General features: G+C 64.2%; 14 protein-coding genes. 11 read left to right on the forward strand and 3 right to left on the reverse strand.

The annotated features are described in order from the left end of the window. Positions 1-47: 47 nt before the first annotated feature. Positions 48-485: a VOC family protein gene (locus UP10_RS36105; protein ID WP_044536750.1), complete on the reverse strand. Its 438-nt coding sequence runs from the start codon at positions 483-485 to the stop codon at positions 48-50. A 210-nt stretch (positions 486-695) separates the two neighbouring features. Between UP10_RS36105 and UP10_RS36110 the strand changes: the two genes are divergently transcribed. The 7 genes from UP10_RS36110 to UP10_RS36135 all read left to right on the forward strand — a co-directional run bounded on the left by UP10_RS36110 (position 696) and on the right by UP10_RS36135 (position 7,462). Continuing rightward, positions 696-1,568, forward strand: a complete 873-nt coding sequence (locus tag UP10_RS36110) for an NAD(P)-dependent oxidoreductase (protein WP_044591938.1) — start codon at positions 696-698, stop codon at positions 1,566-1,568. 223 nt (positions 1,569-1,791) lie between these two features. Further along, a complete protein-coding gene (locus UP10_RS36115) occupies positions 1,792-3,396 on the forward strand; it encodes a sensor histidine kinase (RefSeq protein ID WP_044536752.1) in 1,605 nt (534 codons plus the stop codon). 3 nt (positions 3,397-3,399) lie between these two features. Continuing rightward, positions 3,400-3,537, forward strand: coding sequence for a hypothetical protein (locus tag UP10_RS44890; RefSeq protein ID WP_156180610.1), 138 nt, complete (start codon positions 3,400-3,402; stop codon positions 3,535-3,537). A 3-nt stretch (positions 3,538-3,540) separates the two neighbouring features. After that, on the forward strand, positions 3,541-3,744 hold the full coding sequence (locus UP10_RS36120) for a DUF1289 domain-containing protein (protein ID WP_044591939.1): 204 nt from the start codon (positions 3,541-3,543) through the stop codon (positions 3,742-3,744). A gap of 28 nt (positions 3,745-3,772) precedes the next feature. Beyond that, positions 3,773-4,342 (forward strand): TIGR02281 family clan AA aspartic protease, encoded by a 570-nt coding sequence (locus UP10_RS36125; RefSeq protein ID WP_044591940.1) that lies wholly within the window; start codon positions 3,773-3,775, stop codon positions 4,340-4,342. 807 nt (positions 4,343-5,149) lie between these two features. Continuing rightward, positions 5,150-6,520 carry an alpha/beta hydrolase gene (locus UP10_RS36130; RefSeq protein WP_245322115.1) on the forward strand — a complete coding sequence of 457 codons (1,371 nt, stop codon included), beginning with the start codon at positions 5,150-5,152 and terminating at the stop codon, positions 6,518-6,520. Positions 6,521-6,742: 222 nt separating this feature from the next. Beyond that, positions 6,743-7,462, forward strand: coding sequence for a FadR/GntR family transcriptional regulator (locus tag UP10_RS36135; RefSeq protein WP_197086987.1), 720 nt, complete (start codon positions 6,743-6,745; stop codon positions 7,460-7,462). Positions 7,463-7,512: 50 nt separating this feature from the next. Here UP10_RS36135 and UP10_RS36140 read toward each other — a convergent pair whose 3' ends face one another. Then, positions 7,513-8,421 (reverse strand): GntR family transcriptional regulator, encoded by a 909-nt coding sequence (locus UP10_RS36140; RefSeq protein WP_044591942.1) that lies wholly within the window; start codon positions 8,419-8,421, stop codon positions 7,513-7,515. A gap of 50 nt (positions 8,422-8,471) precedes the next feature. Between UP10_RS36140 and UP10_RS36145 the strand changes: the two genes are divergently transcribed. From UP10_RS36145 to UP10_RS36160, 4 genes are read left to right on the forward strand one after another with little or no spacing between them, the layout of a single operon-like run. Next, positions 8,472-9,929 (forward strand): amidase, encoded by a 1,458-nt coding sequence (locus UP10_RS36145; RefSeq protein WP_082077437.1) that lies wholly within the window; start codon positions 8,472-8,474, stop codon positions 9,927-9,929. Beyond that, positions 9,926-10,795 carry an alpha/beta hydrolase family protein gene (locus UP10_RS36150; protein ID WP_044591943.1) on the forward strand — a complete coding sequence of 290 codons (870 nt, stop codon included), beginning with the start codon at positions 9,926-9,928 and terminating at the stop codon, positions 10,793-10,795. The genes UP10_RS36145 and UP10_RS36150 overlap by 4 nt, the downstream gene beginning before the upstream one ends. Further along, positions 10,795-12,345 (forward strand): ABC transporter substrate-binding protein, encoded by a 1,551-nt coding sequence (locus UP10_RS36155; RefSeq protein WP_044591944.1) that lies wholly within the window; start codon positions 10,795-10,797, stop codon positions 12,343-12,345. Before UP10_RS36150 ends, UP10_RS36155 begins: the two co-directional genes overlap by 1 nt. A gap of 4 nt (positions 12,346-12,349) precedes the next feature. Further along, the gene (locus UP10_RS36160; protein WP_050043973.1) at positions 12,350-13,030 is read left to right on the forward strand and encodes an FMN-binding negative transcriptional regulator; all 681 of its coding nucleotides are present in this window, start codon (positions 12,350-12,352) and stop codon (positions 13,028-13,030) included. Positions 13,031-13,063: 33 nt separating this feature from the next. Here the strand turns inward: UP10_RS36160 and dusA are convergent, their stop codons facing one another. Continuing rightward, positions 13,064-14,062, reverse strand: coding sequence for a tRNA dihydrouridine(20/20a) synthase DusA (gene dusA / locus UP10_RS36165; protein WP_082077438.1), 999 nt, complete (start codon positions 14,060-14,062; stop codon positions 13,064-13,066). Positions 14,063-14,126: the final 64 nt, after the last annotated feature.

A 14,126-nucleotide genomic window follows, 5' to 3' on the forward strand; every position in this document is an offset into this window, starting at 1 on the left:
CCTGGATGGTTAGAGAGGCGACCCATAGAGCGTTGCGGCGCAAAAGGCTACCTCGCTCCGACGTCGTCCCGGCGCTCGACCGGGGCCGCACCGCCGCCTTCCTTGGCGGCCTCATAGTTCAGCTCGATCATGACCCCGTTGGGGTCGTTGACGAAGATCTGCCAGAGGTCGCCGCCCGGGACCTGACGGGAGTCGAATTCCATGCCCTTGGAGTGCAGCCGCGTCTTCATCCCGGCAAAGCCCTGGCTGGCGAAGGCGACGTGATGGACGACGCCGGAATCCGGCTTTTGCGCCTCGTCGGTCTTCGAAATATCGACCAGATGCACCACCGCCTTGCCTTCGCTGTACATCCACGCCCCGGGGAACGCGAAGTTCGGCCGGGCACCCTTTTCGAGGCCCAGAACGTCCTCATAGAACCGGACCGTATCGGCAAGATTCCGGGTCCGGATGTTGAAATGATCGAGCACACCCACGCTCACGCCCATGCGATACGCTCCCTTTTTTGTGACGTTATTTGGTACCCCGACCCTAGCACAAAACCGGGACCTGCCATCCCACGAAGCCGTTGCCCTCGGCTGCGCAGGGGGTATGGTGCGGCTCCCTGATGGAAGGTATCCCCGGCCCGTCCAGCCTTGCCGGCGCGGCTTCAGGGGCGATCGCCAAGGCAAATAAACGCAAATAACAAGGTAGCAGACATGGCTAAAGTCGCTTTTCTCGGTCTCGGCGTGATGGGTTTCCCGATGGCGGGACACCTCGTGAAAAAAGGCGGCCATGAGGTCACCGTTTACAACCGGACCGCTGCGAAGGCGAAGGAATGGGCCGACAAGTTCGGCGGCAAGACCGCAGCAACCCCGAAGGCGGCGGCCGAAGGCCAGGACTTCGTGATGTGCTGCGTCGGCAATGACAACGACCTGCGCGCCGTCACAATCGGCCCCGACGGCGCCTTCGCCGGCATCAAGAAGGGCGCGACCTTCGTCGACCACACCACCGCCTCCGCCGAGGTCGCCCGCGAGCTCGATGCCGCCGCCACCAAGGCCGGCTTCAAGTTCGTCGACGCTCCGGTGTCCGGCGGCCAGGCCGGCGCCGAGAACGGCGCGCTGACGGTGATGTGCGGCGGCAGCGAAGACGCCTACGCGGGCGCGGAGCCGATCATCACCGGCGCCTATGCGCGGATGTGCAAGCGGCTCGGCCCGGCAGGCGCCGGCCAGCTGACCAAGATGGTCAACCAGATCTGCATCGCCGGCCTGGTTCAGGGCCTCTCCGAGGGTATCCACTTCGCCAAGAAATCCGGCCTCGATGTCGCCGCCGTGATCGAGACCATCTCCAAGGGCGCAGCGCAGTCCTGGCAGATGGAGAACCGCTACAAGACCATGAACGACGACAAGTACGATTTCGGCTTCGCGGTCGAGTGGATGCGCAAGGATCTCTCGATTGCGCTGGCGGAAGCCCGCCGCAACGGCGCCACCCTGCCCGCAACCGCACTGGTCGACCAGTTCTATGCCGAGGTCGAGAAGATGGGCGGCAAGCGCTGGGATACGTCGAGCCTGTTGGCCCGGCTGCAGCGCTAAGTTCCGCGTTCGGAGCGAAACGGCACAGGCGTCGCTCAGCCACGCCTCCATGCCCCGGCCGCGGAGGGGTTTTGCGAGGCCGAGTGCGTGCAGCGCCGAGAGGTTAATTTAACCTCCCGTTAAGGAGTTTCTTTAGCTCTTTAAGTCATCGCTTAAGGATTTGGCGTCACAGATAGACAATGCAAAAAGCCCGCGCGGTTCGCGGGCGAGGTTTGTGTTGTTTATGAGTAATCCCGCAGAAAAGCCTGAAGTTGTACAGCTTCCGGCAGGGCCTCAGGTGGCAGCGCCGGTCAACAGCCGGCGCGTGGCTGCGCAGCGGGTGCGCGAGGCGCGCGATCGGTTAACGTCAACCAGTGGAACCCGGCCCGCCTTCGACGCCGAACTGCTCCGGCAATACGCCCAGACCCGGATCTCCGCGTCCTACGTCGTCATGCTGCTGGTGGTTGCAACCGGCCTCCTGTTTGGCCTGTGGATGCAGCCGACCATTGCCGCGGCCTGGACGGTCGGCATGCTCTGCGTCCATGCCGCCATCATCCGCGCTTGCGCCCGTTTCCTTGCCGAGCAGCCCTCGCTCGCGGTGACCCGCAAATGGCGGACGCGCTTCGTGCTGCTGGACCTGCTCTACGGCCTGTGCTGGACCGCGATCCTGATCCACCCCGCCGGCCGCGACCTCGCCTCCAACACGCTGATGATGTTCCTGATGCTGCTGGTGATCGCGGTCTCCAGCATGCTGGCGGCGAGCCTGCCGATCGCGGCACTCGCGGCAACCATCCCGGTGACGGTGGCGATTGCGCTCGATCTCGTGCTGAACGGCGCGTTCGACAATTATGTGCTGGCGCTGCTGGCGCTGGCGGCCGAAGGCTATTTCGCCCTGCTCGCCCACCGCCTGCATTCGACCACACTGGCGACGCTGGAGGCCCGCGCCGAAAAGGACGCGCTGATCGGCGAGCTGGAGCAGGCCAAGGCGATCTCGGACGAAGCGCGGCACCGTGCCGAATCCGCCAACGTCGCCAAGTCGCGCTTCCTCGCCCAGATGAGCCACGAGCTGCGGACGCCGCTCAACGCGATCCTGGGCTTCTCCGAGGTGATGAAGAGCGAGATCTTCGGTGCGCACGCGGTGCCGGTGTACAAGGAATATTCCGCCGACATCCATAATTCCGGCGTGCACCTACTCAATCTCATCAACGAGATCCTCGATTTGTCGCGGATCGAGGCGGGCCGCTACGAGCTGAACGAAGAGGCCGTCGCGCTGGTGCATGTCGTCGCCGACTGCCACCATTTGTTGAAGCTGCGCGCGTCCAGCCGCGGCATCACCATCCACGAGGTGTTCGAGCACGGCATGCCGCGAATCTGGGGCGATGAGCGCGCCATTCGCCAGGTCGTACTCAATTTGCTCTCCAACTCGATCAAGTTCACCCCGCAGGGCGGCGAGATCTGGCTGAAGGTCGGCTGGACCGCGTCGGGCGGCCAATATCTGAGCGTCAAGGACACCGGAAGCGGCATCGCCGAGGACGAAATCCCGATCGTGCTGGCCTCGTTCGGGCAAGGCTCCAACTCGATCAAGTCGGCGGAACAGGGTGCGGGCCTCGGGCTACCGATCGCCAAGAGCCTGATCGACATGCATGGCGGCACCTTCACGCTGAAGTCGAAACTGCGGATCGGTACCGAGGTGATCGTCACCTTGCCGCCGGAGCGCGTCATGAGTGCGCTGGCGCCGATGGTGGAGGAAGCGCCACCGGTGCAGCCGGAGCCCACGGAGACCGAGCCGGGCGCCGACCGCAAGCGCGTACGCCGCAAATCGATCATGAGTGCCGGCACCGGATTGTAGAGCATGCGCGATGCGACTTTCCCTTGCGACAAGCGCGCCGCGTTTTACGCTGAGATCGTGCTCAAACAACAGGCTGAAGCGCGATGGGGGCGTTGCGTTTTGGTCGGCTTGCAGAAGCGGTTGAAACCGTTCAACACTTGAAGAATGAGCTCAGAATCGCCGTGTATCGCAGTCTGCATGATGGACCCCAGGACCAAGCTCTGCTTCGGATGCGGGCGTACGCTTCCGGAGATCGCGCGCTGGCACAAGATGGACAGCGCGGAACGGCTGGCGGTCATGACGACGTTGCCTGCGCGGATGGCGGAGGCCGGACTCCAGCTTATGGAGCCCCGTCCGAAGCGCGCCTGAGCACGGCCTCCATGCAAGGAGGTGCCCGGTGAGTCGTATCCTCCTCATCGTGCTGTTGCTGATGGCAACCGCCGGCGCAATCGTCACCTATGGCGACCCCGATCAGATCGCCCGCGCCAGGGACAACATCTCGCAAATTTTCGACCGCAACGATAGCGATGTGTCCGCCGCCCCTGCGCCCGCGGTGCAGATCACACGCAGCCAGGGCGGCGAGTTCGCGTTCCGCGCCAAGATCAACGGCGTCGTCGCGCCGATGGTGATCGACACCGGCGCGACGTCGGTCGTGCTGACCTGGGAGACGGCGAAGGCGATCGGCTTGCCGACCGAAATGCTCGAATACAATGTCGATCTCGAAACCGCGGGCGGCCACACCAAGGCGGCGCGGCTGACGCTCGATCGCCTTGCGGTTGGTAAACTGGTCGAGAAATCGGTGCCGGCGCTGGTGGTGCAGCGCGGACAGATGAAGACCAATCTGCTCGGCATGAGCTTCCTCGACCGCCTCGAGAGTTGGGGCGTCCGCGCCGACAAGCTGATGCTGAACGGCTATCCCGAACTCTCGGCGAGCACTCATCGGCGTCCGCACACGGCCGTCGATTAGGGCGATTGTATCGCGCAGGCAGCTCGACGCCGGTCCCGGGGCCGGACGCCGTGCTCGGCGAGGTGCTTGCGTAACGCGCGCCGTGGAATGCGCCGACGAACCGGCGCCATCGCACGTAGCAGCACATCTTATGCGAGCCGCGCCTCGATGTCGGGCATCATCGCGGCAAAACACGTTCTTCATGATCGCGTGCAGCACCCCTGCCCGAACAGCTCGGGATCGCCCCCGAGCAGCCGCCACCGCGCCTAATGGGCTGCCCACCCAGCATCACGCCGTCGACATGCGCAGGATGCCTTCGTCTGAAGCTCCCTTGCAACCAAATGCGAGTTCTGGTACATTGGTCCAACCAGTAGACCTTTAGGCCACATAGATTCAGACCATCGGTCCTTACGATCTTGAGGGGCTTGATCGAAGACGACTTTCGGGAGGGGCGTCGTCGTGAAAATGTCTTCTCGCCGGCTAGGCAGGAACGATACCGCTTGGGCGCATCCGCCAGATTCCGGGGATGCGCGGAATCGTCTCGACCACCTCGGACATCCCTGTCGATCGCCCTGTCAGCCTTCGTCGAATGCACCGGAGCATGCATGGCCCTGCTTGCCCATGCCTGTGCCAGCCTTTCTCTCGCCGGCGTCCGTGTGTGCTGGCGCTCTGCGCGATGCAGGCGCGCTGTCCTACCTGTTCATCGTCCGCAAGGTTGAACCTCTTCCTCCCGTCAATGGGAGGTCATTTCCGGCACTTTCACCGCAACGAAGCCACTAAAAAATTGCAAAGGGAGGAAACAACATCATGAGAACGCGCAGACTAGTTATGGCAGCCTTCGCAGTGCTGCTGCTCGAGCCGGCCATGCCATCAGCCCACGCGCAGAGCGTTCCGCCCGGTTTGCTGCCGGCCGGCGCTAACACCACAAATCCGAGTGCGCCCTTCTATATCGACCTAACCGGTCTCGACTTCAGAACCAATCCACCCACCCGAAATCCCCTGAACCCGAATTACCCGTCGGCGACAGCACTCCCGAATGGCGCGCTACCTCCGATCGGCCTCAACGGGAATTTCATCCTCGGCCCAACCCACCCCCCCGCGCCCGAGACGGTTGCCCCGAACGGCTTGCTCTCAGGAAAAGTGTACAGCTTCATCATGCAGTCGAAGGACAGCACGATTTTTCACAATGGCCACGTGCGGGTGGAGCCATTCTTCGATTACATTAACTCCTACGGGCAGACCGCGCCGGGCGACTTCTCGACCATGCTCGTGCCCAATTGCTTCACGCCCGACGCCAAATATTGCGGTGAGGTCGGGACATGGACGCGCAAGGTGCTGGTCTACGTGCCCCGGCTCGCGCGCGGAGATCAGCCCCTGCCGTTCATCGTCAGCGGAGACGGCAACGGCCCGACTTCGGGTCCCGTGGCCGCGTTCACTCTGGAGCCTTTGCTTTTCCCGACCATCGACAATCTGGTTCAGCTGCGGCGGGTGCCCCCGATGGTCGCGATCATCGTTGAGAATGGCGGCCAGGACGCGCAGGGAAGCCAGCGCGGTTTTGAATATGACGCCATCAATGGGCTCTACGCCGAGTTTATTCAGACCGAGGTCCTTCCCCTGGTCGAGCAAGTTGCGGGCATTCGCCTGACGCGGAATCCCGCAGGCCGGATCGCCATGGGGCAGAGTGCGAGCGGCGGAGGCGCCTTCACCATGGCTTGGTTCCACCCCGAGCTGTTCGGCAAGGTGCTGTCCTATTCTCCGACCTTTACTAACCAGCAGTGGCCGCATGACCCCAATCTGCCGGGCGGGGGCTGGCAATATCACAGCCCGTATGCTGGCCCACAACCCAATCCCTTGCTGAACACCGAGAACCTGAGCCTTAACGGCCCCACGACGTCGACCCAGCCTTCGGGCTCGCCACTCGTCCTCACCAGCCCGAAGAAGCCGATCCGAATGTGGTTCGAGATGGGTGATCAAGACGGCTGGTATCCGAATCCCATGGCGGACGGGATGCACGATTACGTGCTCTGTGCCGAGAACATGGCCAAGGTGCTGGCCGCGAAAGGGTACGAGTACCAGTTCATCTTCGCTCGCAATGCCGTGCACGTGGACCCGGCGACCAAAGCTCAGACGCTGCCCAGTGCGATCGAGTATCTCATGCAGGGCTATCGTGCGGACGATGAAGGTTCGCAGTTCAGGTGACGTTGTCGCCATTCCGAGACAACCCTCGGCGAACATTGCAAACGTCAGGGTCTGGAGGCGGTCGACGAGATTGTGGCCAAGACGAACAGCGGCGGTCGGCAAGTGGTCGATCGCCGCAACCCTTCCGTTCTATGATCTGCGGAGGATTGCTGGTCGTACCTTTGGACCATTGGCGAAAGTCTGCGATAATCGCAGCCATATGGGCGGTCTTCAGGGATGGACATGGCAAGCGACAACAAGGCGGCATCGGACAGGCGGTTGGAGTTGCCGGTCCTGCAGTCGCAACGCCTCTACAAGCAAATAGCCGAGATCCTCGAGGAGCGCATTCGGTCCGGCGCCGTCCCACCCGGCAGCTATCTCCCGCCAGAACGTGATTTGGCAGCCCAAATGAGGGTCAGCCGCACGTCCGTTCGGGAGGCCCTGATTGCCCTTGAGGTCAAGGGTCTCGTGGAGATCCGCGTTGGCGATGGCGCACAGATTTGTGAAACACGCGGCAGCCCTGCTTCGGAGTTAACTAGCGAGCGAAGCGCCCTCGACCAACTGCAAGCCCGCAGTTTGATTGAAGGAGAAATCGCCGCACTGGCCGCCAGGAACGCCTCACCGGAACAACTCGAAGCATTGGAAGCAACGCTCGATGCCATGTATCAAGCGCTATCCGATCCCGCCCGCTTCCTCGATTCCGACCATGCCTTTCATGCCGCGATTGCGATGGCGTCGGGCAATCAGGTCATGGTCGACCAACTGGAACATCTCTGGGCGCTTCGCTATCAGCCAACGTTCCGAAAATTCGAAGAGCATTTTTCAAATGACAGGAAAGAGCGGACGGCTGTCTTGAAAGACCACCGCAGGATCGTGGCAGCAATTCGCAGCCGCAAGCCCGCCGAGGCTCGTGCCGCCTTGAAGCAACATTTGAAACGCGTGCAGGACGTCTTTGTGAAGTGATGCGCGTCGCGCGGCTTTTCTGTTCACGACTTATTTCATGACATAATACACTAGGACGCCTCGTCCCGCTGCGGATGCGGGAGCCGGCTCGCCGCATCGATGTGGCTGCGCATCAGCGCCGCCGCGACGTCCAACTCGCCGCGCTCGATCCAATCCAGCATCGCGAGATGCTCGTTGCAGGATGTGACGACGCGTTCATGGCCGAACGTCCAATCGTAATTGACGAGGCGCCGGAGCCTGGTCTGCTGCTCAAGCGCAAGCAGCAAATAGCGATTGTCGGCACCGGCGGCGATCCCCAGGTGAAAGGCGGCGTTCATCTCGAAAAAGCCGACGCTCGAGGCTTTGCGCCAGGGCGCGGCCAGCACCGCGCGATGACGTTCGCGCATCTCGGCGATCCAGGCCGGGTCGAGATGGAATCCCGGCGTCAGGATTGCCGCCGGCTCCAGCAATCGACAGAAGGCGTAACTCTCGGCTCGCGCCTTCGAATCGCCCATCGCCTGCGAAAACAGCCAGCCGCGGCCCGGCTTGCGCTCGATTAGCGCAACGCCTGCCAGCTGGTTGAGAACCTTGAGCAGGAACGGCCGCGTCACCTGATAGCGCCGCATCAGGTCCGATTCCGAGATTTCGAGCGGCAGGCGGCCAGCGAGGCGATCGCGCGCGATCTCGACGCAGAGCTCGTTCGTTTCGTCGGATACCGCCGGCGCATCGTCGAGCGTGAGGCTCGCGGCGCTCTTGCGCAGCACGAAGCCGCGGCGCGGCCGCGCCTCGACGAAACCGCGCCGCGCCAGATGCTGAAGCGCGGCGCGCACCGGCGTGCGCGACACCTGCAGCCGCTCGGCGACTTCGACCTCGGTCAATCGCGCGCCAGGCCCGAGACCGTCGCCCCGCATGAGTTCGACGATCTGCGGCAACAGGTCCTGTTGCAGCCGGGTGGGTCGGGATTTTGATTTGTGTTTCATATCATTATAAAATACACTATTGTCTTCTCGGTTGCCAGAGGAGACTGAGCATGATCGGGCGGACAGCTCACGGCGGGGGAGCACAGGCCGCGTCCGGATCGCTCGACGGCCCGATCTGGCGCGCCGATGCCGCGGCCCTCACGGCAGCGATCCGCGCCCGAACGATTTCGGCGCGCGAGGTGGTCGAAGCGACCCTCGAGCGCCTCGCCGAGGTCAATCCCGCACTCAATGCCGTCGTCCTGACGCTGGCGGACGAAGCGCTCGCCACCGCCGACGCATTGGACGCCAAGCAGCGCGCCGGGACGGAGCTTGGCCCACTGCACGGCGTGCCCGCCACGATCAAGATCAACATCGATCAGCGCGGTTGCCCGACCGACAATGGCATCGTCGCTAACAAGGGTCTCATCGCCGAGCAGGACAATCCGGTCGTCGCCAACCTTCGTGCGGCTGGCGCCATCCTGATCGGGCGCACCAATGCGCCGGGCTATTCGATGCGCTGGCACACCGGCAACGCGCTGCACGGCGAGACGCGCAATCCCTGGCGCGCCGATCGCACCTGTGGCGGCTCCAGCGGCGGCGCGGCAGTCGCGACCGCCGCCGGCATGGCGCCGATCTCCCACGGCAACGATATCGCCGGCTCGATCCGCTATCCGGCATTCTGCTGTGGCCTGTTCGGTCTGAAGCCGTCCTATGGACGCGTTCCCTCCTACAATCCGAGCTTCCAGGGCCTGTCGCCGATCTCCTCGCAACTGATGGCGGTGCAGGGTCCATTGACGCGCCGCGTCCGGGATTTGCGGCTGGCCTTCGCGGCGATGGCCAAGCCGGACGTGCTTGATCCGCGGACGCTTGCACCGGCCGCCTTCCCTCCGGCGCATCAACCCATCCAGGTGGCGCTGGTCGAAAGCTTTGACGGCATCCCCTATCATCCGGCAGTGAGCGCAGCCTTGAGCGCCGCGGCGCGCGCGCTCGAAGACGCCGGCTATCGCGTCGAGCCCGCATCGCCGCCGGAGCTCACCACCGCCGCCGAAACCTGGCCGCGCCTTGCGATGCCCGATCTTCTGGCCCAGCTCGAGCCGTATATCGAGAAGAACGGCGATGACGGCGTTCGCCGTGCTGCGGGCCTCTGGCGACACGTCTGGCCGCAGCGCGATCCGGCCGAGGTCCTCGTCGCGCTTGGCGAGCGGCTCAGGCTGCTGCGGCTTTGGCAGGTTTTCCTGATCCGCTATCCGCTCATCCTGATGCCGGCCTCAACCGAGCCGGCCTTCGAAGTCGATGCCGATACGCGCGATGCGGCAACGACAAGCGCGATCGTCCGGTCGCAGCGCCCGATGACCGCGGTCTCGCTGCTCGGCCTGCCGGCGATATCGGCGCCGGCGCTTGTCTCCGACGGGCTGCCGATCGGCGTCCAGCTTGTCGCCGCGCCGTTCCGCGAAGATCTCTGCTTCGACGCGGCCGAGGCGATCGAGGCACGGCTGCCACCGGCGTTTCCGCCTGAGCCTGCGCGATGAGCACGCCCGCCCCGCAGCGCCAGGGCCACGGCGTGCGCCTCTCCTATTACGATTTCGGCCGCACCACGGCCTTTTGTTGCCAGAGCGATCCGCGGTTTTCCTACTGCGCCTATGTTCCGGAAAGCTATGCCGAGGACGGCGCCGATCGCTATCGCCTGCTCGTCGCCATCCATGGCTCGCGCCGCGAAATGGTCGCCTATCGCGATGCCTTCATTGCGCTGGCCGAGCGGCGCAGGCTGATCGTCCTCGCGCCGCTGTTTCCTGCCGGCATTCTCGCAGCCAACGATCATTCGAGCTACAAGATGCTGCGCGTCGGCGCGATGCACTACGACGCCGTGCTGTTCGCGATGATCGCGGAGCTTGAAGCACGCTACCGGCTCGACGCCGACCGCTTCGCCCTGTTCGGTTTTTCCGGCGGCGCGCAGTTCGCCCAGCGCTTCTTCACGCTGCATCCGGAACGGCTGAGTGCCGTGTCGATCGCCTCGCCCGGCGTCGTCACGCTGCTCGATCTCGCGCGCGACCATTGGGTCGGCGTCCGCGACTTTGCCGAGCGTTTCGGCAAGCCGCTCGATCTCGCCGCCATGCGCCGCGTCGCCGTGCAGATGGTCGTCGGCGCCGCGGACAGGGACACCTGGGAAATCACGATCAAGCCCGGTGATCCATGGTGGCAGCCGGACGCCAATATCGCCGGCGCCGACCGGCCGGCCCGGCTCGATGCCCTCAAGGCGAGTTTCGAAGCGCAGGGGATTTCGGTGCGGCGGGACATCGTTCCCGGCATTGCGCACACGCTGCCCGGCCTGCTGCCGGTGGTGGAGGATTTCTTCGACAAGGCCTCTGGCGAGGCGAATTTCGTGGGGAGTGTGTGATGAAACGAATGCTTGTGACGAGCTGGCTATGCGCGATGCTGGTGACGCAAGCCTTCGCCGACGAGCAGCCGAAGCTAGGCGGCGTGCTGACGATCCGGCTCAACTCCGACATTCGCAGTCTGGAGCCGGGCGTCAACAGGGATACCAACACCGACAATGTCCTCAACCATATCTTCGAAGGCCTGGTCGCCTATCGCGCCGACATGAGCGTCGGCCCCGCGCTTGCGGAGTCCTGGAGCGTCTCCGACGACGGCAAGAGCTATCGCTTCGTGCTGCGCGACGGCGTCACATTTCACAACGGCGCGGCGTTGACATCGGCCGAGGTCAAGTGGAGCTGGTCGCGATTGCAGGCCAACGCCGGCTGGCAGTGCCGCAACGTGTTCGACGGCAGCCAGGGCGTCAAAGTGACCGACGTCGAGGCGCCGGAGCCACGTATCGTCATCTACCGCCTGGAAAAGCCAAGCGGCATGTTCATCAGGCAACTGGCGAATATCCAGTGCGCGGTGCTCGTCGCTCACCCCGATAGTGTCGACGCGCAAGGCCAATGGCGCGCCCCTGTTGGCACCGGCCCGTTCAAGCTCGCGGAATGGAAGCATGATCAGTCTGTAGACCTCGACCGCGTCGCCGAGTATCAACCAAGTCCTACGCCGGCGAGCGGTTACGCCGGTGCGCGGATCGCCCATGTCGACCGTGTCAGCTTCAGGATCATTCCCGACGACAGCGCGGCACGCGCGGCGTTGCGGACCGACGCCGTCGATGTGATCGCCGAATTGCAGCCTGAGCGGATCGCCGAGTTGCAGGCCGCCGGAATGAACGTGCAGACGGCGCCCGGGCTTGCCCGCGACGCGCTGTTGATCAACGACAAGGATCCGCTGCTCGCCAATCCGAAGATGCGCGGGGCGATCGCCGTGGCCATCGACCGCGAGCAGATCGCGGAGGCCCGCACGCTTGGCCTCGTCAAAGCCAACTCCTCGGCGGTCAGCGCCTCGATGGCCTATTTCGATCCGGCCTTTCTCGCCTGGCCCGCCTATGACCCGGGCCGCGCCGCGGCGCTGCTGAAAGAGGCCGGCTATCGCGGCGAGCCGATCAAGCTGCAGACCAACAAGCGCTATCCCGGCATGGACGCGAACTCCATCCTAGTGCAGGCGATGCTGTCGGCGGTCGGCCTCAACGTGCAGATCGAAACCCTGGATTGGGCGACGCAGCTTGACCATTACGTGAAGGGCGACTTCCAGCTGCAGTCCTTCACCTATTCCGGCCGCTTCGACCCGGCCCTGACCTATGCCACCTTTCTCGCCGACCGCACGAAGTTCAAATGGGCGCAATGGGACGACCCGAACGCGCTCGGGATGCTGCGCGAGGCGATGGAGACACCTGATGATGCGAGGCGCAAGCAACTCTTCCTCGACCTGCACGGTCTGCTTATCAAGCAACTGCCGACGATCGGGCTGCTCTACGAGCCGGCGGTCGACGCAGTGACGAAGCACGTGCACGGCTATCGTGTCTGGGCGCCGGACCGGCCGATCGCCTGGGGCGTGTGGAAGGACTGACCTCATGGCCCAGCAATCAACCAGCGGCTCGCCGCCCGCGACCGGCGACAAGTTCTTCTCCGCGCCGCATTTTCGTCAGCCCGATCCGGCCCAGGCATTGCAATGGCTGCGCCTTTATCCGTTCGCCGCCTTGATCACGTCAGGTGCGTCCGGTCCGCGCGCGACGTCCCTGCCCTTCGTCGTGGAGAAAGACGATCCCGCCGACATCCAGCTTCTGGGACACGTCGCGACGCGCAACGCCCACGCCGCCGAGCTCTCTTTTGCGGCTGAAGCGCTGATCGTCGCCAACGGCCCGAGCGCCTACATCTCGCCGCGCTGGTACGCACAATCAGCCAATGTGCCGACCTGGAATTATGTCGGCCTGCAATTGCGCGGACCGATCGAACTCCTGCCCACCGAGGCGGATCGGCGCTATGTGCTGGAGCGCACCGTCGACGAATTCGAGCACCGCGCCGCAGTGCCCTGGCGGCTCAGCGACGCGCCGCAAGACCTTGTCGCGCGGCTGCTCGGCGGCATCGTCGCCTTCCGCATCGGCCCGTGCCGGCTCGAATGCGTCGAGAAACTCGGTCAGGACAAGCCCGGCGCCGATGCCGACGGCACGATCGCCGGATTGCGCGCCGAAGGCGACGAGATGGGGCATGCGATTGCCCGCCTGATGCAGGGGATTTTCCCCACCGCGCGCTAGACGCACGACCGGGTTTGTCCCGACCGTATCAGCTCAGGCGGCGATCGACGCCGGCGCGCGGTCATCAACAAGTGCAATCGCGTCGCGCAGCACGTCCGCGCCCGCCCCCGGTTTGACGCCGTTCTCCGCGAGATGGCGGCGGAATGCACGCGCGCCGGGGATGCCGTGGAACGCGCCGACGAAATGCCGCGTGATGGCATGCAGCCGCGTCCCCTGCGCCAGCTGCGCCTCGATATAGGGCATCATCGCCACGAACACGTCCTTCATCGTCGCATGCGGCGCGGTCTCGCGGAACAATTCGGAATCGACCGCGAGCAGCCGCCACGGCTCCTGATAAGCCGCCCGCCCGAGCATGACGCCGTCGACATGCGAAAGATGCTGCTTCGCCTCGACGATATCAGCGATGCCACCATTGATGATGATGGGGACATCAGGCAGCGCCGCCTTCAACCGGTAGACGCGATTGTAATCGAGCGGCGGGATGTCGCGGTTTTCCTTCGGCGACAAACCATTGAGCCAGGCCTTGCGCGCGTGCACGACCAGCGCATCCGCGCCCGCGGCAATCACGCCGCGCGCCAGCACGTCGAGCGCGATTTCCGGATCCTGATCGTCGATGCCGATCCGGCATTTCACCGTGACCGGAATTTTCACGGCCCGCTTCATCGCCGCGACGCCGTCGGCGACCAGCGCGGGCTCCGCCATCAGGCAAGCGCCGAAGCGGCCATCCTTCACGCGGTCGGAAGGACAGCCGACATTGAGATTGATCTCGTCGTAACCGAAATCCTCGCCAATGACGGCCGCGGTGGCGAGATCACGCGGATCCGAGCCACCAAGCTGCAGGGCCACCGGATGTTCGCTCACGTCGAAAGAGAGCAGCCGCGCCCGATCGCCGCGGATCACCGCACCCGTCGTCAGCATCTCCGTATAAAGCCGCGCCCGCCGCGACATCAGCCGATGGAAGACGCGGCAATGCCGGTCAGTCCAATCCATCATAGGCGCCACGGCAAATCTATGTAATTGATTTAGCTGCATTTTTCGAGTACATTCAAGTCGTTAGGTCGCGCCGTGTGCACTCTATTCTACGCCACAATGCGAC

The sequence above is a fragment of the Bradyrhizobium sp. LTSPM299 genome, assembly GCF_000938235.1.
Lineage (GTDB): Bacteria > Pseudomonadota > Alphaproteobacteria > Rhizobiales > Xanthobacteraceae > Bradyrhizobium.

Bases quoted from the DNA above. Each gene is read 5' to 3' on its own strand.
- UP10_RS36145 (WP_082077437.1), top strand. From the start codon at position 8,472: ATGATCGGGCGGACAGCTCACGGCGGGGGAGCACAGGCCGCGTCCGGA.
- UP10_RS36115 (WP_044536752.1), top strand. From the start codon at position 1,792: ATGAGTAATCCCGCAGAAAAGCCTGAAGTTGTACAGCTTCCGGCAGGG.
- UP10_RS36120 (WP_044591939.1), top strand. From the start codon at position 3,541: ATGAGCTCAGAATCGCCGTGTATCGCAGTCTGCATGATGGACCCCAGG.
- UP10_RS36135 (WP_197086987.1), top strand. From the start codon at position 6,743: ATGGCAAGCGACAACAAGGCGGCATCGGACAGGCGGTTGGAGTTGCCG.
- UP10_RS36140 (WP_044591942.1), bottom strand. From the start codon at position 8,421: ATGAAACACAAATCAAAATCCCGACCCACCCGGCTGCAACAGGACCTG.
- UP10_RS36155 (WP_044591944.1), top strand. From the start codon at position 10,795: ATGAAACGAATGCTTGTGACGAGCTGGCTATGCGCGATGCTGGTGACG.
- UP10_RS36160 (WP_050043973.1), top strand. From the start codon at position 12,350: ATGGCCCAGCAATCAACCAGCGGCTCGCCGCCCGCGACCGGCGACAAG.
- dusA (WP_082077438.1), bottom strand. From the start codon at position 14,062: ATGCAGCTAAATCAATTACATAGATTTGCCGTGGCGCCTATGATGGAT.
- UP10_RS44890 (WP_156180610.1), top strand. From the start codon at position 3,400: ATGCGCGATGCGACTTTCCCTTGCGACAAGCGCGCCGCGTTTTACGCT.
- UP10_RS36110 (WP_044591938.1), top strand. From the start codon at position 696: ATGGCTAAAGTCGCTTTTCTCGGTCTCGGCGTGATGGGTTTCCCGATG.
- UP10_RS36105 (WP_044536750.1), bottom strand. From the start codon at position 485: ATGGGCGTGAGCGTGGGTGTGCTCGATCATTTCAACATCCGGACCCGG.
- UP10_RS36150 (WP_044591943.1), top strand. From the start codon at position 9,926: ATGAGCACGCCCGCCCCGCAGCGCCAGGGCCACGGCGTGCGCCTCTCC.
- UP10_RS36130 (WP_245322115.1), top strand. From the start codon at position 5,150: ATGGCAGCCTTCGCAGTGCTGCTGCTCGAGCCGGCCATGCCATCAGCC.